We start from the raw sequence: 18,916 nt of genomic DNA on the forward strand, positions 1-18,916 counted from the left end.
CCCTGCCGCAGGCGGGGAGAAGGCGGGGAGAAGGTGCCCGAAGGGCGGATGAGGGGCGCTTTTTGCCGTTGCCCGGACGCCCCCTCACCCTGTGTCGCTGATGCGACGCGGTCCCTCGCTCCGCCCCCAGCTCTCGCGCATAGCGCGAGAGCGCTCAGTCGTGCACGCGCCAGTGGCGCGTAAGCGGCACGACTTCTCCCCGAAGCGGGGCGAGGGGGCAGGCAGGAAGCGGGCCTGTGGATAACCCTTGCCCAGACCACCCGACCCATGCATAATTCGCGGCTCGCTGCGTCCGGCTGCTCTCTTCGGGAGCTCAGCCGGGCGGGACCCGGAACCACGATTCCCTCCCGCCGCCGGCAGCGGAAATGTCCACCCGTATCGTGAGCCGCCGCAGATCATTGCGCGCGGAGGGGCCGCCGCCTCCCTGGCCAAGGGAAGCATCAATTACCTCTCGAGGTGCGTATGTCCCGAGTATGCCAAGTCACTGGCAAGCGAACGACGACTGGCAACAACGTCTCGCACGCCATGAACAAGACCCGCCGCCGTTTCCTCCCGAACCTGCATGAACGCCGGTTCTGGGTTGCCAGCGAAAACCGCTGGGTGAAGCTGCGCCTTTCCAACGCTGGCCTGCGCACCATCGACAAGAACGGCATCGATGCCGTTCTGGCCGACATGCGCAAGCGCGGCGAGAAGATCTGAAGGAGGATCTGAACCATGGCTTCCAAGCGCGACAAGATCCGTCTGATCTCCTCGGCCAACACCGGCCACTTCTACACCACGGACAAGAACAAGAAGAACACGCCGAACAAGATGGAGGTCAAGAAGTACGACCCCGTCGTTCGCAAGCATGTGATCTACAAGGAAGGCAAGATCAAGTGACGTTCTGACCCGTGCGCATAGCGCACGGCTTGTCAGAGCGTCATCCCCGCGAAAGCGGGGATCCAGCGACTTTGCTGAAGAAGCCCGCCGCAAGGCGGGCTTCTGCTTTTTGCGGTCTGCGAAATCCGAGGCAACGGCAAAAACGAAGTCGCTGGGTCCCCGCGTGCGCGGGGATGACGAACAGGAGCAAAAAGAGAGCAAGCGCAACGAATCAAACCAACGTCCTCCGAGGAGACGACATGAACATCCAAGCACCCCGCCGCGTCGGCCACAGCTACGTGCAGCATCTCGTCGCCGAGCCCGCACGCGTGTTCCCGCTGTTGTGCCCGGTGCGCGAAGTGGACTGGATCGAAGGCTGGAATCCATTGCGGGTCGCGAGCGATTCGGGCGTCGCTGAGATCGACTGTATTTTCGTGACCGCCGCCGAACCGCAGGATGCGATCTGGTACGTCACCCGCCACGACCCCGAGGCTGGCTTCGTCGAGATGCTGAAGATCACTCCGGGCATCACCGCCTGTCGCCTCAGCATCGCGTTGCAAGCGACCGACAGCGGCTGCGACGCGACCGTGACCTATCTCCACACCAGCCTCGGCACGCCCGCGGGTGATGCGTTCGTCGCAGGCTTCACCGCCGAGTACTACGTGCAGTTCATGCGCGACTGGGAAGCGCGCCTCAACCACTATCTCGTGCACGGCACTGCATTGCCGGGCGCGCGCAATTGATTGCCGGAGCCTTGTAGAGCGGAGCTTGCTCCGCTGCCTTTGCCTTGCCGCAACGAGGAGCAGCCGAGCAAGCTCGGCTCTACAAAGCGACGGTTGCCAATGAAAAGACCCCGGCATCGCCGGGGTCTTTCATTCACAGCACGGGCACAACCGCGATCAGAACGCGACGCTCCAGCTGTCGATCTTGCCGGTGTCGCCGTTGGCGTTGTCGTTGACGCGCAGCTTCCACGTTCCGTTCATCGCTTCGCTCGACAGGTTCAACGTTACTGTCTTGTTGATGTTGTCGGCGCTGCCACCGGTGTGGTTGTGGATGTTGTAGAGGGTGCCATCCGGCGCGACCAGGTCGACCTTCAAGTCGCCAATGTACGTGTGCACGATAGCGACCGTCACCGACGCATCCGCCGGTGCGTTGCCGCTACGACCGGACACGGTAACCGGCGAATCCACCGTGGCGTTGTCGTTGATCGCGTAGTCGGTGGTGTTGCTGTAGCTCGTGCGCGGTCCGGTGATGGTGTAGCTGCCGGTGAGGCTCATCCCGGAGAACGCCGAGTAGCCCTTCACGAGCACGTGCCAGGTGCCCGGCGTCGCCGACGGCAGCGTGCAGGTCTCAGCGGTGCTGCTGCCCTCGGACTTGCAGTCGTACGACGTAGTGGTCGGCGCGCTGCCGTACTTTACGTACAGGTCCGCATCGCCGGTGCCACCGCTCGTAACGAACTTCAGGCCGGTCGAATCGGTCGGTACTTGCATCGTCCAACGCTGCTCGCTGCCCGCCGCGCCGCTGATGCCGGTGACCGGGACGCCGGGTTGCAGCATCGAACCGCTGCTGCCGACGGTCACCGTCTGTGACTTGCTGTTGCTGGCGCCGCCGTTGTCGGTGACGGTCAGCGTGACGGTGTAGCTGCCGGCCGCGGCATAGGTGTGGCTGGGGTTGGTTGCGGTGGAGGACGTGCTGTCACCGAAGTTCCAGCTGCGCGAGGCAATCGTGCCGTCGCTGTCGCTCGAACTGTCGGTGAAGTTGACCGTCAGGCCGCTGACGCTGCTGCTGAAGTTCGCGACCGGCGCCGCGTTGCCGGTGCTGCCTGCGGTCTTGGCGAGCTCACCGAGGAAGGCCAGGCCGAACTTGGCGAAGTACGCCGACGGTGCGGCCGTGTCGCCCATGTTGGCGAGCGTGTCGCCGGTGCCGTGGATGTTCGGGTTGTAGCCGCCGCTGGCGGTGCCGCCTTCGAACATGATCGCCGCGGGATAACCGGCGCTGGTCCAAGAGGCATGGTCGGAGCAGCCATAGCCGCAGGTGTAGGTGCCGCGCTGGATGCCGAGCGGAGCGAGATAGGTGTCGAACAGGTCGGCGAAGAACTGCTTCATGTCTTCGCTCGAATAGTCCGTCACGATCCGCATCTCGGTGCCGGCGGTCTGGTAGTTGGTCATGTCCAGCTGCAGCACGCCGACTACGTTGGTGCCGGCGGCCTGGAACGACTGCGCGATCGCATTGGAGCCGCGCAGACCGACTTCCTCCGCCGCATAGCCCATGAACTTCACCGTGCGCTTGGGATGCCAGCCGTTGGCGAGCGCAACGCGCAAGACTTCGGTCAGCGTGGCGATGCCCGAGGCGTCGTCGTCCGCGCCGGGCGCGACCTGGGAGTTGCTGCCGCCCGCACTGCCGTTGATCGAATCCAGATGCGCACCGAGCACCACGACTTCGTTCGGCAGTTCCGCGCCCTGGATGGTGAGGATCACCGAGGGCTGCGTGGAGCAGTTGCTACAGGCGGTGAACAGTTCGCTGCTGACGTCGCTGCGGCCGCTGGCCAGGCCGTCCCAGGTCGACTTGATCCACTCAGCCGAGGTCTTGCCGGTGGTCGAGGTGTAGTAGCGGTTGGTGTAGCCCGCCAGCGTGGTGATCGTCGACTTGATCCGCGCGGCATCGACGTTGCCCAGCCACGGATTCACGGTGGTGCCATTGTCGATCGGTGCAGCCAGCAAGGTATTGGCGAGAGAAGCGCGCTTCATCGCCTGCGCACTGCGATCGTTGCGGACGAAGGTTTCGGCTTCGGCCTGACTATCGAACGCGAAGAAACCGCCGCAACGGTTTTCCTTCTCATGGACGTGGCGAGCGAGATCGCCCACCTGATGCGCGCGCAGCTTGGCGATGACCAGCTCATGGCCCTGGCTGTCGCGACGGGCAACGCCTTCGGTGGCCATGTTTTGCAGGCCGGCGAGGTACGTGGCACGCGAAGCGACGACGTACACCGGCGCCTGCGGGTCTTCCGCAGTCGGAGCGCGATTGCGCGTCTGCGCATGTGCGGCCGGCGCGAGAAAGGCGGCGCCGAGCAGCGTGGCCGACAGCAACGGAGCGGCAAGTGATGCCCTCCGGATGGAACGGAACTTCATCGGACTCTCCTTGAGAATTCTCACCGGCGCGTCCTGCAGGGTGCCGACGCGGCCCAGCCGATGAATGTGTGAAATGAATGAGTGGTGGATACGAAACCGGCGAGCATTGCAGCTCGCCGGTTTCGGTTTTCAGCGCGCTCGTCAGCCAAGCTCCGGACCGGCCCTGGTCCGGAAGGTTTGGCCTAGAAACGTCGCATTAGAACGTGACGCTCCAGCTGTCGATCTTGCCGGTGTCGGCGTTGGCGTTGTCGTTCACGCGCAGCTTCCACGTGCCGTTCAGCGCTTCGCTCGACAGGTCGAAGTTCACCGTCTTGTTGATGTTGTCGGTGCTCGAACCGGTGTGGTTGTGGATGTTGTACAGCGTGCCATCCGGAGCCACGAGGTCGACCTTCAGGTCACCGATGTAGGTGTGCACGATAGCGACCGTGACCGACGCGTTGGTCGGACCGTTGCCGGTACGGCCGGAGACCGTGATCGGCGAATCCACCGTGGCGTTGTCGTTGATCGCGTAATCGGTCGTGTTGCTGTAGGTCGTCGTGCCGCCGCCACCGCCGGTGCTGTAGCTGCCGGTCAGGCTCATGCCCGAGTAGGTGCTGTAGGCATGGATGGTGACGTAGTACGTGCCCACCTGCGCCGTGGCGATGTTGCAGGTCTCGGCGGTGGTGCTGCCTTCCGACTTGCAGTCGTACGACGTGGTGGTCGGCTGCGAACCGAACTTCACGTACAGGTCGGCGTCGCCGGTGCCGCCGGAGGTGACGAACTTCAGGCCGGTCGCGCCAGCCGGCACGTCCAGCTTGTAGTACTTGTCCGTACCCGACGAAGCGCCGATGCCGGTCACCGGCTGGTTGTTGGCCAGCACGGTCACCGTGCCGCCGCCGCCGCCGCCCGCGCAGCTGACGCCCACGGTGTTGAACGCCGCGGTCACGTCGGCCTTGTTGAGGCCCACGTCGGTCGCCGCGGTTTCAACGCCGCACGCGCCCTGGTTGAAGGTCGAGCCAGCGGTCCAGTACAGCGCGTTGGCGCGGGCCATGACCTTGAACGCCTTCGGCACGTCCCAGCCCGCCGTCTTGGCCAGGTTGCAGAACGCCTTGTTGTACACGCCCGAGGAGTGGTGCACGTCGAGGCCGCTGTTGTAGTTGGCAGCGTTGTCGATCGAGCTTCCGTCCTGGGTCGGGTTGCACATGTAGCGCAGCGCCTGGCCGGCGGCACCCTTGAAGATTTCCTGGCCGACCAGGAAGTCAGCCGAACCCTTCCAGTAGTGTTCCGTAGCTTCGCCGCCCATGTCGGAGAAGGCTTCGTTCATGCCGCCCGACATGCCCGAGTAGGTCAGGTTGGAGTGCTGCTCGGTGAAGCCGTGCGAGACTTCGTGGCCGGCCACGTCGGCGCTGACCAGCGGGTAGAACGTGCTGGCGCCGTCGCCGAAGCTCATCGTCGAGCCGTCCCAGAAGGCGTTCTCGTAGCTCGAGCCGTAGTGCACGCGCATCACCAGCTGGAACGACAGCGCGTTGTAGCCGGTGTAGGCCGGGTACATGTTGGTGATCACGCCACCGAAGTAGTGAGCGTCGTTGATCGGCGAGTAGCCGCCGTTGATGGTCTTGTAGGTGTTGCGCGGGCAGGTGTACGAATACGCCGTCGTGCCGCTGCTGCCACCGTTGAGGTTCACCGACTTAACGTTGGCGTTGTTCATGGTGCAGGTGCTGCCCGACTGGGTCACGTCGAGGAAGCCGTACTGGCCGCCCGAACCCCACTCGTACTGACCGGTCTTGGTGTTGCCGCCAGGGCCGGTGCCGACCAGGGCGTGGGTCAGGCCTTCCCACTGCTTGAGCACCTTGCCGTTGTTGGCGTCGACGATCACGAACGGACGCGTCGGGGCGCCGCCGACCGAGCTGTCGGCGAAATAGGACACGACATAGACCAGATGCGCGCGGTCGTTGGCGTCGACCCACACGCTCAGATCGCTCTTCTCGTTTTCGGTGCGCTTGGCGACCAGGCTGCTGCCCAGGCCGGCCTTCTTGCCGATCGCCAGGGCCTGGCCCTTGTCGAGCTTGGCGGCGACCGACGGCAGCTCACGCGACAGACCGTCGACGCGGCTACCGAACATCGTGCGCAGGTTGCCCTGGCGGTCTTCAGCGACGATCACCTGCTCGCCGAACACCGGAATGCCGCGGTAGGTCTGCTGATAGCGACGCACCGAGCCGTTGCTGGTGTCAGTGTTCAGCAGCTTGAGGCTGGAGTTGGCATCCAGACCGAGCATTTCGGCGTGACGATCGGCCACGGCGGCAGCGACGCCCGAACGGACGGTGGCGGCCTTGTACTGAGCTTGGATCTTGGCAGCGTCCTGCTTGTGCATGTCGACGCGCGAAGCAGCGAACGCCGGGGTGCACGCGAGCGCGAAAGCGAGCGGCGACAGTGCGAGAAGGTTCATCGAATTGCGTTCCACAACTCTCTCCTGGTTATCGATGGGGTGTCGATCGCCAGCGACGCTTCTTCTGAAGCGCGCGCCCCCGGCTGCGGATGCAGCAAGGTTGGCGATCGGGATGGCTAACTACCGGTTGAATCGGACTGCCAGCTCGGCCGAACAGGGGAGGGCCGCGATCAAAAGAACTGCAAGGGACTGCAAAGCGTGAACGCTGCCGGCCGCGTGCACGAACGATCCGCCCGCGCCTGGGCGCGGACAGAAGGAATTCGTCAGGACGCGGACCGTGCGCAGTCAGGCTGCGCGCAGGCGTGGCGTGAACAGGTCGAAGCGGGAAGGCGAGGGGCGGGCGCGGGACGGGCGGGCTGCATGCGTAACTCCGGGGGGAGTAGGAAACGACACGTGTCGTCGCCCGGACGGAACGCAGGCCCTGCCAGCGGCATCACGCCGATGGCTGCGGACATCCCTGTGCTCTTCCGACCGTTCTGCACTCAACGTGAGTGCGGAAGGTGACGACGAGTGGACGATCGGCCCAGATCTCCACTCCTGCCGCGGCCCAGCGGCGCGCGCATCCTGCCCACAGGCTTCGCCGCGTGCACGCCGCAGCGCAGCAAAACCCTGGCATCGGCGCCTTGGCCACCGTTGAAGCGACTTCTGGTGCGACATGCTGACGCGTATCGCTGCATTGCAACCCGCGGCCGCGCATGGCCTGGCCTTGTAGAGCGGAGCTTGCTCCGCTGCCTTCCGGTCAAGCACCACGAACAGCGGCGGAGCAAGCTCCGCTCTACAAAGCGTCGCCGCGCGCGTCATGTCGCACCGACTGGTCAAGAGCGCCAGCACACCGACCGGCATGCTGGCGCGATTGGCGCGCAATGTGTTGCGCGTGGCTTGGCCTACCTGCCCCGCTTCACCCGCACCGACTTCGACGTGGTGCCGCTGGCGCCGCCGTTGTCGGTCACCGTCAGCGTGACCGTGTAGGTGCCCGCTGCGGCATACGTGTGTGACGGACTCGTCGCGGTCGAGCTGGTGCCATCGCCAAAGTTCCAGTTGCGCGAAGCGATCGTGCCATCGCTGTCGCTGGAGGCATCGGTGAAGTTCGCGGTCAGCCGGTTGGTGCTGAAGCTGAAGTTCGCCACTGGCGCGACGTTGCCACCGCCACCGCCGTCGTTATCGCCCGGCGGCACCACGCCACCGAAGAAGGACGACACCTGCGGCCAGATCAGCGAGAACTTCGCGCCACTGTTGAGACAGCCGCCGAAGTGATGCAGTGCGATCGCGCGGTTGGAAGCACGCGCGATCACCGGGGAGCCGGAACTGCCGCCTTCGGTATCGCAGTAATAGCCCGCGTCGGTATTCGCGGCGTTGCCGGTCGCGTTGGGGTCGTTGATGCGGCAACGGCCGCCGCCGTCCTGGTCGCTGACCACGCTGAGTTCCTTCTGCCGCCCGCCCGGGTGCCCCGCGACGAAGATCTCTTCATTCAAGGTCGGTTGGCGCACATCGAGGCCGAGATAGCCGAAGCTGCTGATCGTGGCGAAGTTCTGCACCGTGAACAGCGTGTAGTCGAGCGTCCCTTCCGTCGTCAGCATCTGGTCGCCGGTGACCTTGGTGACCGTGGCCGAGCCGCCACTGCAGCTCGACTGCTGGTAGTTGAACCAGACCTCGGTCGAGGCCACGCCGCTCTGCGACGAGATGCAGTGGTTGTTGGTGAACATGCGGTTGTCCGGCCCCACGCGCCACGCCGTGCACAGGCTGGCGCCGCCGATCAGGATGCGCGCGACCGGCCTGGTGCGGTCGAATGCCGTGGGATCAGAGGACGCGTAGCAAACCGCCGGTTGCTTGTCGTCGGTGCCGCAGATCGATTCCGGACCGACGCCCGCTTCCAGCAGGCCTTCGCGCTGCAGCTCCGGCAGCATCGTCTCGGGGAAGCCCTCGTGATAGCGGCTCACCCGCACGCCGTGTTCGGGACGCCATGGCTCGCGCGCGCTGCCGACCAGGCGCAGCAATGCGACCGGACCATGGATCGACATCGCCGAGAAACTGGTGCGGCCGTTCTGACCGAGCGTCGCGTCCACCGTGTGCGGACCGAGATTGCCCTGGCTGTAGCGATACACCTCGCGTCCATCGGGACTGGCAACTTCCAGCGTCACGCCGGCCGGCAATGCGAAGTGATCGAAGTGGATCTTGATGAAGGCGGCATCCGGTGTTCGGATCGCCACGGTGTGGGCATTGCTGGCGACGGCCGCGACATCGCGTCCGTCCAGGCGCAGGTCGGTGGCGTGCAGATCGGCGATCTTGATCGGCGCCGGTCCGGCGGCGTGCACGGCGGGGGAAAACGCGAACGCGACGCCGACCAATGCGACAGTGGCGCAATACAAGGGCAGTGACTTCATGTCTCTCTCCGAGTTGAGGAACAGGACTTAGCACGGCACACGGCGGCTCCGGGCGAAGTTCGACGGGCCGCGCCGTCACGACGGCAACGGCCCACGCCGCACGTGCATGTGCGGCGGTCTGGCTTTACGGAACTCCCACTGCGAATGCGCGCGGCATGGCCCCATCGCGCGCTGGGCGAGGGTCGGGTAGGACGGGTTAACGGGCTGTCAAAGTTCGCCCTGTTCTCGCTGGCGGACGAAGGGTCAGGCGACGCACGCGAAGCGCTGCGCCGGATCTTTGGAGCTTGCCCTTCTCCCAGCGTGCGGGGAGAAGGTCGAAGCGGGCGACAGCCCGCTGAGGGAAGGGCGGATGAGGGGCGCTTTTGCCGTCGCCTCTTCGCCACATCCCTCACCCTGCGTTGCTCCGCAACGCTGTCCCTCTCCCCGCTTGCGGGGCGAGGGGCTCTCTTCTGCCCGCAACTCTTTGTCCTTCTCCCCGCGTGCGGGGAGAAGGTGCCCGCAGGGCGGATGAGGGGTAGGCGGAGCGGGGATGCTGAAGTTCGCGCTATGAATCGCTATGTCGATTGGCCAAACCTCTTTGTTGGAAGAGGAGGCCCAAAAACGACAACGGCGAAGCCCATGGGCTTCGCCGCTGCAATCCGGCGCTCGCGCCGCAGATCAAGGACTCAGGCGTGCGCCTGCGCCTGAGTCCTAACTAGAACAGGCCGATTGTCCTCGTGCGCACACACGCGATCGCGGCCTTCCGCCTTGGCGCGATACATCGCACGGTCGGCATGCATGAACAGATTCTCGAACACGTGCCCCGACAAACGCGTCGTCGCACAACCAAAGCTCGCAGTGATCGCGTGTTCGTGACCGATCGACGAAGTGTCGATCGCCGCCAACGCAGCGCGGCACTGCTGCGCGATGCGTTCGGCCGTATGCAGATCGCCACCGCAGGAGAGGATCGCGAACTCCTCGCCACCAAGCCGCCCGAACAGGTCGCCTTCACGACAGGCCGCACGACACGCCGTCGCCACCTGCTTGAGCACCCAGTCGCCACTGGCATGGCCGTAGCGATCATTGATGTGCTTGAAGTTGTCCAGATCGAGCAGCACCAGCGCCGCCTCCTTGTTGCTGGCCTTGCAGCGGCCCAGGTGCACCTCGGCCTCCGCACGGAAGAAGCCGCGATTGCTGATGCCGGTCAGGCTGTCCATCTGCGCTTGCTTGCGGAACATCATCTGCACGCGCTTGATCTTGTAGGCCCAGTAGGCGCCGACACCGAGGACGAGCAGGAGCATCGCCACCAGCAGCTGATTGTTCTGTGCGGACGTCTTCGAGACTTCCTGTTGCAGGCGCAGGACTTCGTTCTGGCGGCTCAGCAGCTCGATGGCCTGGTTCTTCTGCTGCAATTCGTGGCGGCTGAGTTGGAACGCGAACTCGCGGGCCTTCACTTCATCGAGGCGGGCTTTGTCGGCTTCGGCGTACTGGCGGTACTCGTCGAGCGCTGTCTTCAAGTTGCCGCGCTTCAACGCGGCTTCATAGAGCACCCTGTGCGCAGTCACCAGGGGCAATGAATAGGCGTCTTTTCCTCCGTTATTCAAGGCGCGGCGCGCGTGCCCTTCAGCGCCGTCGAGATCGCCGCTCATTAGGCGATACTCCGCCAGCAGACCATGAATCTCGCCCACCAGTCGCGGGTAGCCGGTAGCTTCAATTTCAGGCAGATGACTTTCCAGCAGATCTATGGCTTGGGCTGTCTTCCCGGAACTTACCCAGTGCCTTGCCAAGTAGCCGCGCAGTAGGTTGGAGGCGATTACTTCCCGCTGGTCTGCGCATTCGCTGATGGCGGAGTTGATTTCCCTATCGCTCAGCGGAACACCAAGGCCAAACGCAGATTCCGCGCGCAGTTGTTTGGCGAAACAAATGTTTCTTTCCGACGTTTCCTGGGCCAGTACGCGTTCCGCATACAGTTGGCCCAGAGAGAATTGGCCGTACTGGTTGTAAAGAACCGCGGCGACCAAAAAAGCCTGATGTCGCTGATCGCGGTCCGGGATTTGATCGGTTAGTTCAAGCGCGCGTTCGAGGTAGCGTAGGCCGAGAGAGAAGTCTCGCGTTATCGCAGCTCCATTGGCAACGAGAAGAGCGGCTCTAAACTTGATAGGCGCTTCAGTGGCCTCGTCGTGAACGGAGACTGCTTCCTTGACTGCAGCCTCGTACTGCCCGATGGCGATCTTGTGATAGGCATGAAGCAGACGAAGGTGACGTTGTTGTTCTGGACTTGCATTCGTCTGTAACGAGTCCAGCTTCGAAAGCATCGGCCCTAATGCTTTAGGGCTGGTGCTGCGAAGTGCGTCGGCATCCCGCAATAGGCCGTCGATGTCGCGTGGCGATGAAGCCGCGAAAGTCGGCGCTGAGAGCGCCAATGCGGCCACCAGTAGACATTTGGAAATAGCTTCCTGCTTCATGTTTGTCTCCGTGCAGACATTGGCGCAAGGCGCCAATGTCTGCTGGATGAGGGGTTAGGCTGCGCGAGACGAAGGTTCGCTATCCGGCGCTTGTTCGTCGCCGTCCTGATCGTTTTCCTGTGGCTCATCGTTCTCAGCGGGAACGATCAAGCACATTACATTCGAGCGCCCGCCGATTGCACGGCTCAAGCCGATTGCATCGCGCTGCAGCAAAGCAGTCTCCGCGGCCGCATCCAGTTCCGCGCTAATTACGTCGGAAGCGAATTCTTCCGGGGACATTGGCTTGGGGTTTCTCGCGAGTGCTTCCAGGAACTGCACGACGTTGGACATCTTTGACTCCTTACTGCTGGTGGGCGGCTAGTTGAAAGGCAGAAGCGGCCGTACGCCGCTTCCACCGGAATTGCTATTAGTCGGGAATCATGATGAAGCAGCGCATGGCAGCGCGGCCGCTGAGCAACTTGCTCAGCCCGGCTGCATCTCGCGCCAGCAGCGCGTCACGCGCCGCGTTATCCAAGCCCAGCGCTTCGACGGCGTCGGCGTATTTAGCGGACAGGTTGTTCGGCGAAGCGCCGAGTGTTTCAAGGAACTGCACCACGTGGGACATCTTCGGCTCCTTACTCCGCTCTAGCATGGATGTGTCAATCTGGGACAAAGACGACGCAACGCATAGCCGCACGGCCGTTAAGTAGCTTGTTCAGCCCATCCGCATCGCGGGCGAGCAGCGCCTTGCGTGCGGCGTCGTCCAAGTCCAATGCATTAACGGCATTGGCGTAATTGGTGGCGGACGGGTTGTTCGGCGAAGCACCAAGGGTTTCAAGGAACTGCACAATCGACATCACTAGCCTCCTGCTGGTTGGTGTGTATTGCGATCTAAACAGATTCGAAAGCTGCGGCTTCAGCTCGCTCCAGCGCCTCGATCCTCGCCAGCATCGCCTCATCGCGTTGCAGTGGTGCGCACGGCGGCACCACCAAAGTGGAGTGCATATGTAGCGGCGTATTCGGCAGGTCGCCCAGCGCCACGGTTTCCATGCGCGGCTGGGTGATCGGCAGCGTGGCGGCTTCGTACACCGTGACCGGGTGGTCAAGCGGGTAGTCCTCGCGCAGGCGTCCGACCAGCAGGCGACGGTATTCGGTGCCGGTGGCGAAGCGACGATAGGTGCGGTCGCCGGCAATGCCGACCTGCCACAGGATTAGATAAGCCGACGGATCGAGCCGGCGGCGGTAGAACATGAACTGACTGGCTTCGTAGTGGGCGCAACCAAGGCGCCCCGGGTCGATGCCAAGGTCGGCGTACAGACAGTCTTCCGCAGAAACACCAGGCTCCATATGCGCGTCGAAGCCTTCGCTCCGGGCTTGCGCAATGGCATCGTGCGGTGCCTTGGCGAACACGCCAGGGTGGCCGTAGAAGGCGCCGCAAACAGTACGGCCGGCGCGGACCTCGACGAGCATGGATTCGACCATGTCGCGGTAAGTCTGATGGCGCGGCTTGCCTTCAGCGTAATGCGGCTGGAGGCTGCGCACGTCCGGATGCATCTGCTGCAGCCACAGTTCGACAATCGGATCAGACACGGCAGCGAACACCACATCGGACTGTTCGATGTGGCTCCGCGCACGCGGACCGATATGGGCCCCCAACATCATCCCCAGGCCGACACAGACCAGTCGGCCCTTTTCCCCAGCAGGCGTCTCCACGCGCTGCCTCTCCCCTGGAAACAGGGTATCGACGATACCCGTCCCGCCTGATTTTGCAAACTCCGTCTCAGTCGGCGGTGCGTCGAGCGTGCCAGACCGCGTGGGGGAGCTCCCAACGGCATTGGGTGGGGGCCGAGGCTCGCTCGGGGGTGCGCACGAAGCCAAACCGGTCGAGCAGCTTGTCGATGATCAGGGCGTGGTCGTCATCCGGCCGCTCTGCATGGACCAGGGCTAGCCCCATGCCCAGAAAGGCGTGATCGATCAGCGGTACGAAGGCTTCGCTGGAGATCCCTTGGTTCCACCACTCGTTACGAAGCATTACGCCCAATTCGGCGCTGTCGTCGGCCCGCAGCAGGGCTGCCATGCCGATGGTTTCTTCCGAGGCTCTTTCGTCGATGGCCCAGAAGCGATGACCGGGCGTCTCCTTCGCGTTGTGGTTGCGCGCGCGCTGGAAGCTCTGTGCTGCAGCCTCGGTCGAAAGCGGCGCAAGAATGCGCCGCATCACGTCCGGGTCCGTGTACAGATGACAAAACATCGCTTCGTCACGCGCTTCCATCGGACGCAAGCGCAGCCGCGGCGTATCCAGCACCGCCATCAGCTACACCACTCCGCATCGGCGCCACGCGCCTTCGCCACGCGCACGCAGCCGTTGTCGCCGGCGCTGCGGTCGAACACGCAATACCGCTCGGCCAGCAACGGCAGGCCGAGAATCGACTGGTTCGGCCAGTTCTTGAGCTGATCGGCGATGAGGAAATACGCCTGTCCCGCGCGCATGGCGTTGCGAGGCCAGTAGTGCTCGTCGGTGCAGGTGAGTTTTGTCTCGCTGCCGTCGGTGGCGCGCAGGTAGAAGTGCAGTTCCGGCCATTCCAGCGCATCGACGTCCGCATTCGGAATGCCCTGCTGCGTTTGCGCGAAGGTCTGCTGGAAGCGCTGTGCCAGCGCGCTCAGGCGTTCGTCGTATTGCGCGAAGGCTGCGATGACTGCGTCATATAACGTGCCTTCGAGGATGACGAAGCTGCAGCCGGTATCGAGGATCGCGTTGCTGGCGGCGCGGTGTTCGTACTTGGGATCGAGTGCGGGCGCGGCGATGCGCGGGCCGTCGCCGACCTGTACCGCGATCAGGTGCGCGTTGTAGTACAGGTCGTGGACGATCTGGATGTCGCTGAACTCGCCCTCGTGGAGGGCGAACTGGTCGTCGGCCTCGTACTGCGCGGAACCGCCCAGCACCATCACGCCCTGGTTAAGCGGGTCGGCGGCAAGCAGGGCGGCGTCGGCACTGTCGTCCTCCACGTGCACCAGCGGGCGGCGCAGCATCAGGGCGAAGCGGTTGTCGATGCGGCCGGCATTGGCTAGCGCGGTGATCAACGGCGTGGGCGAGACGCGCGGTTGCTCTTTCAACAGGGCGTCGAAGTCCTTGAGGTTCTCGTCTTCCTTGTCGAACGGCCAGGGCCAGGTTACCGGCGGATCGACGCCACGCTCGCTGAGGTAATCGCGCACGTCGTGCGCGGCATTCAGGCCGGTGTAGGCCAGGCCGAAGATGCCATCGGCGTTCTGCAGGTCCTGCGCCTTGGCAGTGACCAGCGAGAACTGCGCGCCTTCCAGGCGCACGTTGTCGCGCAGGCCATTGAAGTGCACCTCGGCTTCCAGCACCGGCCCGGCCCACGTTCCCGCGCCATAGCGCACTTCCTGCGCCCAGGAGGTTGGGGCGTGGCTTGCGTCCTGATTGGGATCGTAGACGTGCGGCAGGACCACAAGGGTGCTGCTGCCGGAGTCGAGGACGAAGTTGGCTGGCTTCTGGTCGCGACCGATGCCGAGGCGGACGGTGTAGGCACCCTTGGCATAGGCGAGGGTGATGGGGAGGTGGAGTGCGCGGGTCATGTGGGGATTGGAGCATTTTCCCTTGTCTTCCGGGAGCAGGAGGCAGTGCTTCTCCAGCTTCCCGCGGAAGGGCTCTTGTAGTTCTCCTTCTCCCTCCGGGAGAAGGTGGCGCGGAGCGCCGGATGAGGGTGCGACGGAGCGGCGACTGTGTCCGCTTGTGCGGATGCTGCTGCGCTGAGGCCAGCACTGGGGCTAGTGCGGTGGGTTACGCGCAATCGGTGATTCTGCAGCTTCGTTGCCCCTCACCCCAACCCCTCTCCCAGAGGGAGAGGGGCTTTGACGCACGATTGGCTTACGGCACCCGTCGCTGTTGCACCAGCGACTCCACCACCGACGGATCCGCCAGCGTGCTTGTATCCCCCAACTGCTCCGGCGCGTTCTCCGCGATCTTGCGCAGGATGCGACGCATGATCTTGCCGCTGCGCGTCTTCGGCAGGCCCGGCGCCCATTGCAGGTGATCCGGCGCGGCGATCGGGCCGATCTCCTTGCGAACGTGCGCGACCAGCTCCTTGCGCAGGTCTTCGCTCTCCGCCTCGCCGACGATCAACGTGACATAGGCATAGATGCCCTGGCCCTTGATGTCATGCGGGAAGCCGACCACGGCGGCTTCGGCAACCTTCGGATGCGACACCAGCGCGCTTTCGACTTCCGCGGTGCCGATGCGATGGCCACTGACATTGATCACGTCGTCGACGCGGCCGGTGATCCAGTAGTAACCATCGGCATCGCGGCGGCAGCCGTCGCCGGTGAAGTACATGCCCGGATAGGTCTTGAAATAGGTTTCGATGAAGCGCGGGTGATCGCCGTACACAGTGCGCATCTGGCCCGGCCACGAATCCAGCAGTACCAGGTTGCCCTCGGCTTCGCCTTCGAGCAGCGCGCCGTTGGCATCGACCAGCGCGGGTTGTACGCCGAAGAACGGCTTGCTCGCCGAACCCGGCTTGAGATCGGTCGCGCCCGGCAGCGGCGTGATCAAAATGCCGCCGGTTTCGGTCTGCCACCACGTGTCGACCACCGGGCAGCGCGCATCGCCGACGACTTCGTAATACCAGCGCCACGCTTCCGGATTGATCGGTTCGCCCACGGTGCCGAGCAGGCGCAGCGACTTGCGCGAGGTCTTCCGCACCGGCGCCTCACCTTCGCGCATCAACGCACGGATCGCGGTGGGTGCGGTGTAGAAGATCGTGACCTGGTGCTTGTCGATCACTTCCCAGAAGCGCGACACCGTCGGGTAGTTCGGTACGCCTTCGAACACCAGCGCGGTCGCGCCATTGGCGAGCGGGCCGTAGACGATGTAGCTGTGGCCGGTGACCCAGCCGACGTCGGCGGTGCACCAGTAGATGTCGTCTTCGCGCAGGTCGAAGACCGCCTCGTGCGTGTAGCTGGCATAGGCCAGATAACCGCCGGTGGTGTGCAGCACGCCCTTGGGTTTGCCGGTGGAGCCAGAGGTGTAGAGGATGAACAGCGGGTCCTCCGCGTTCATGCGCTCGGGTTCGCAACTCTCGGGCTGACCTTCGACCACCGCGTCGAACCAGCGGTCGCGCGGCATCTGCATGTCGACCGCGGCATTGGTATGGCGCACGACCAGCACGGTTTCGACCGAATTGGTCCCCGGCAGCTTCAGCGCGGCATCGACGTTCGCCTTGAGCGGAATCTTCTTGCCGCCGCGCAGGCCTTCGTCGGCGGTGATGATCAGCTTGGATCGGCAGTCGTGCACGCGATCGGCGATCGACTGCGGGGCGAAGCCGCCGAACACCACCGAATGGATCGCACCGATGCGGGCGCATGCCAGCATCGCGACTGCGGCTTCCGGAATCATCGGCAGGTAGATGGTGATGCGATCGCCTTTGCGCACGCCGAGCGCGCGCAGCGCGTTGGCGAGGCGGCACACGCGCGCATGCAGTTCGCGATAGCTGACGTGCAGCGCCGGCTTGTTCGGGTCGTCCTGTTCGAAGATCAGCGCGGTCTTGTCGCCGCGTGTGGCCAGATGCCGGTCCAGGCAGTTCACGCTGGCATTGAGCTCGCCGTCGGCGTACCAACGAATGTGGAAGTCGTCGAGCTGGTAGCTGACGTCCCTGATCTGCGTCGGCGCCTTCATCCATTCGAGGCGTTGCGCGACCTGGCCCCAAAACGCGTCGGGTTCACGCACCGATTGCGCGTACAGGCGCTCGTAGTCGTCGCGCCGGATGCGGGCCTGGGCGGCGAAGCCATCGGGAACGGGATGAAGATCGGACGACGACATGCACGGACTCCGGCGACGTGGGAACGTAAGTGTGCCGCAACACGGTGCCGCGTGCGGTCGCCCGGAGGCTGCGCCGTAACGCCGCCGGGTAGGGCAAACTCGCGGGCGGCCGTGCCATTCCGCGCATCGGCCCGCCTATCAGGAGACGCCCGGAATGTCTGTCGCTGCCTCGGTTGTCGATCGTTCCGCCCCGCTGAGCCGGGGACACAGGAAGGTCATCTTCGCCTCCAGCCTGGGCACCGTGTTCGAGTGGTACGACTTCTATCTGTACGGCTCGCTCGCCGCGATCATCGCCAAGCAGTTCTTCAGCGGGCTCAACGAGACCAGCGCCTTCATCTTCGCCCTGCTCGCCTTCGCCGCCGGCTTCGCGGTGCGGCCGTTCGGTGCGCTGGTGTTCGGACGCCTGGGCGATCTGGTCGGACGCAAGTACACCTTCCTGATCACCATCGTGATCATGGGCGCGTCGACCTTCCTGGTGGGCGTGTTGCCCAATTACGCGAGCATCGGCGTAGCGGCGCCGATCGCGCTGATCGCATTGCGGCTGCTGCAGGGGCTGGCGCTCGGCGGCGAATACGGTGGTGCGGCCACCTATGTCGCCGAACACGCACCGCACGGCAAGCGCGGCCTGTACACCAGCTTCATCCAGACCACCGCGACGCTCGGGCTGTTCCTGTCGCTGCTGGTGATCCTGGGCGTACGCAACTACGTCGGCACCGAGGCCTTCGAGGCAAAGTACTGGCGCGTGCCGTTCCTGCTCTCGATCGTGTTGCTGGGCGTGTCGGTGTGGATCCGCCTGCAGCTGAGCGAGTCGCCGCTGTTCCAGCAGATGAAGGACGAAGGCAAGACCTCGAAAGCACCGATCAGCGAAAGTTTCTTTTCGAAGAACGGCAGGATCGTGCTGCTGGCGCTGCTCGGTGCCACGGCCGGGCAGGCGGTGGTGTGGTACTGCGGCCAGTTCTACGCGCTGTACTTCCTGACCCAGTCGCTGAAGGTCGACACGACCACGGCCAATCTCCTGATTGCCGGCGCGCTGGTGTTGGGCACGCCGTTCTTCATCCTGTTTGGCTGGTTGTCGGATCGGATCGGTCGCAAGAAGATCGTGATGGCCGGCTGTCTGATCGCCGCGCTGACTTACTTCCCGGTGTTCAAGGCGATTACCCATTACGGCAATCCCGCGATCGAGGAAGCGCACGCGACGCACCCTGCGGTGGTGCGTGCCGATCCGGAGACCTGTTCGTTCCAGTTCGATCCGGTCGGCAAGAAGGTGTTCAGCAGCTCCTGCGACATCGCGACCGCGGCACTGGCCAAGGCCGGTGTGCCGTACGCGATCGAAGCGGCGCCAACCGGCACCATCGCAAGCGTGGCGATCGGCGGCAACGTCGTGCCGGGTTACGAAGGCGCAGGATTGGCCAAGGACGAAGGCAAGGCCCGCGCCGACGCCTTCAATGGTGCGCTGAAGTCGGGACTGGCCACCGCAGGCTATCCGGACAAGGCCGACCCCGCGCGCATCAACAAGCCGATGTTGCTACTGCTGCTCACCCTGCTCGTGATCTACGTGACCATGGTGTACGGACCGATTGCGGCGTGGCTGGTGGAATTGTTCCCCACGCGCATCCGCTACACCTCGATGTCGCTGCCGTACCACATCGGCAATGGCTGGTTCGGCGGCTTTCTGCCGACGATTGCGTTTGCGCTGGTCGCGGCGAGCGGCAACATGTACCAGGGGCTGTGGTATCCGATCATCGTCGCAGCGATGACGTTCGTGATCGGCTCGCTGTTTCTGCGCGAGACCAAGGATGTGGATATCCGCAAGTGAGGGTGCATAGGGCGGGTTTTAACCCGCCATCGACGTATCGAACGGCGGGTTA

15 protein-coding genes are annotated in these 18,916 nt (G+C 64.2%); 4 read left to right on the forward strand and 11 right to left on the reverse strand.

The window, feature by feature from the left end; translation table 11 throughout:
- Positions 1–462: 462 nt before the first annotated feature.
- The 3 genes from rpmB to ACYVGK_RS01785 all read left to right on the forward strand — a co-directional run bounded on the left by rpmB (position 463) and on the right by ACYVGK_RS01785 (position 1,601).
- Complete coding sequence (rpmB, locus tag ACYVGK_RS01775) at positions 463–699, forward strand: 50S ribosomal protein L28 (RefSeq protein WP_460731511.1); 237 nt, start codon at positions 463–465, stop codon at positions 697–699.
- A 15-nt stretch (positions 700–714) separates the two neighbouring features.
- Complete coding sequence (gene rpmG / locus ACYVGK_RS01780; protein WP_036168663.1) at positions 715–879, forward strand: 50S ribosomal protein L33; 165 nt, start codon at positions 715–717, stop codon at positions 877–879.
- Between the two features lie 239 nt (positions 880–1,118).
- Entirely contained in the window at positions 1,119–1,601 is a 483-nt protein-coding gene (locus ACYVGK_RS01785) for a hypothetical protein (protein WP_460731512.1), read from the forward strand.
- 156 nt (positions 1,602–1,757) lie between these two features.
- On the opposite strand, the gene ACYVGK_RS01790 is transcribed toward ACYVGK_RS01785, so the two are convergent.
- From ACYVGK_RS01790 to acs, 11 genes are all read right to left on the reverse strand, one after another.
- Entirely contained in the window at positions 1,758–3,986 is a 2,229-nt protein-coding gene (locus ACYVGK_RS01790) for a M20/M25/M40 family metallo-hydrolase (protein ID WP_460731513.1), read from the reverse strand.
- Positions 3,987–4,182: 196 nt separating this feature from the next.
- Positions 4,183–6,411: a M4 family metallopeptidase gene (locus ACYVGK_RS01795; protein ID WP_460731514.1), complete on the reverse strand. Its 2,229-nt coding sequence runs from the start codon at positions 6,409–6,411 to the stop codon at positions 4,183–4,185.
- A gap of 884 nt (positions 6,412–7,295) precedes the next feature.
- Positions 7,296–8,792, reverse strand: coding sequence for a PKD domain-containing protein (locus ACYVGK_RS01800; protein ID WP_460731515.1), 1,497 nt, complete (start codon positions 8,790–8,792; stop codon positions 7,296–7,298).
- Positions 8,793–9,457: 665 nt separating this feature from the next.
- Complete coding sequence (locus ACYVGK_RS01805; protein WP_460731516.1) at positions 9,458–11,236, reverse strand: sensor domain-containing diguanylate cyclase; 1,779 nt, start codon at positions 11,234–11,236, stop codon at positions 9,458–9,460.
- Between the two features lie 54 nt (positions 11,237–11,290).
- A complete protein-coding gene (locus ACYVGK_RS01810) occupies positions 11,291–11,566 on the reverse strand; it encodes a hypothetical protein (RefSeq protein WP_460731517.1) in 276 nt (91 codons plus the stop codon).
- A gap of 76 nt (positions 11,567–11,642) precedes the next feature.
- Positions 11,643–11,840: a hypothetical protein gene (locus tag ACYVGK_RS01815; RefSeq protein ID WP_460731518.1), complete on the reverse strand. Its 198-nt coding sequence runs from the start codon at positions 11,838–11,840 to the stop codon at positions 11,643–11,645.
- 34 nt (positions 11,841–11,874) lie between these two features.
- Positions 11,875–12,072 carry a hypothetical protein gene (locus ACYVGK_RS01820; RefSeq protein ID WP_460731519.1) on the reverse strand — a complete coding sequence of 66 codons (198 nt, stop codon included), beginning with the start codon at positions 12,070–12,072 and terminating at the stop codon, positions 11,875–11,877.
- 34 nt (positions 12,073–12,106) lie between these two features.
- Positions 12,107–12,928 (reverse strand): SAM-dependent methyltransferase, encoded by an 822-nt coding sequence (locus tag ACYVGK_RS01825; protein WP_460731520.1) that lies wholly within the window; start codon positions 12,926–12,928, stop codon positions 12,107–12,109.
- Positions 12,929–12,995: 67 nt separating this feature from the next.
- The gene (locus tag ACYVGK_RS01830) at positions 12,996–13,523 is read right to left on the reverse strand and encodes a GNAT family N-acetyltransferase (RefSeq protein ID WP_460731521.1); all 528 of its coding nucleotides are present in this window, start codon (positions 13,521–13,523) and stop codon (positions 12,996–12,998) included.
- A complete protein-coding gene (locus ACYVGK_RS01835) occupies positions 13,523–14,806 on the reverse strand; it encodes a pepsin-like aspartic protease (protein ID WP_460731522.1) in 1,284 nt (427 codons plus the stop codon). The genes ACYVGK_RS01830 and ACYVGK_RS01835 overlap by 1 nt, the downstream gene beginning before the upstream one ends.
- A 292-nt stretch (positions 14,807–15,098) precedes the next feature.
- Positions 15,099–17,048, reverse strand: a complete 1,950-nt coding sequence (acs, locus tag ACYVGK_RS01840; protein ID WP_460731523.1) for an acetate--CoA ligase — start codon at positions 17,046–17,048, stop codon at positions 15,099–15,101.
- Positions 17,049–17,202: 154 nt separating this feature from the next.
- Here acs and ACYVGK_RS01845 point away from each other — a divergent pair, with 154 nt between their 5' ends.
- Positions 17,203–18,864, forward strand: a complete 1,662-nt coding sequence (locus tag ACYVGK_RS01845; protein WP_460731524.1) for an MFS transporter — start codon at positions 17,203–17,205, stop codon at positions 18,862–18,864.
- Positions 18,865–18,916: the final 52 nt, after the last annotated feature.

This window comes from Lysobacter tyrosinilyticus (assembly GCF_054779815.1).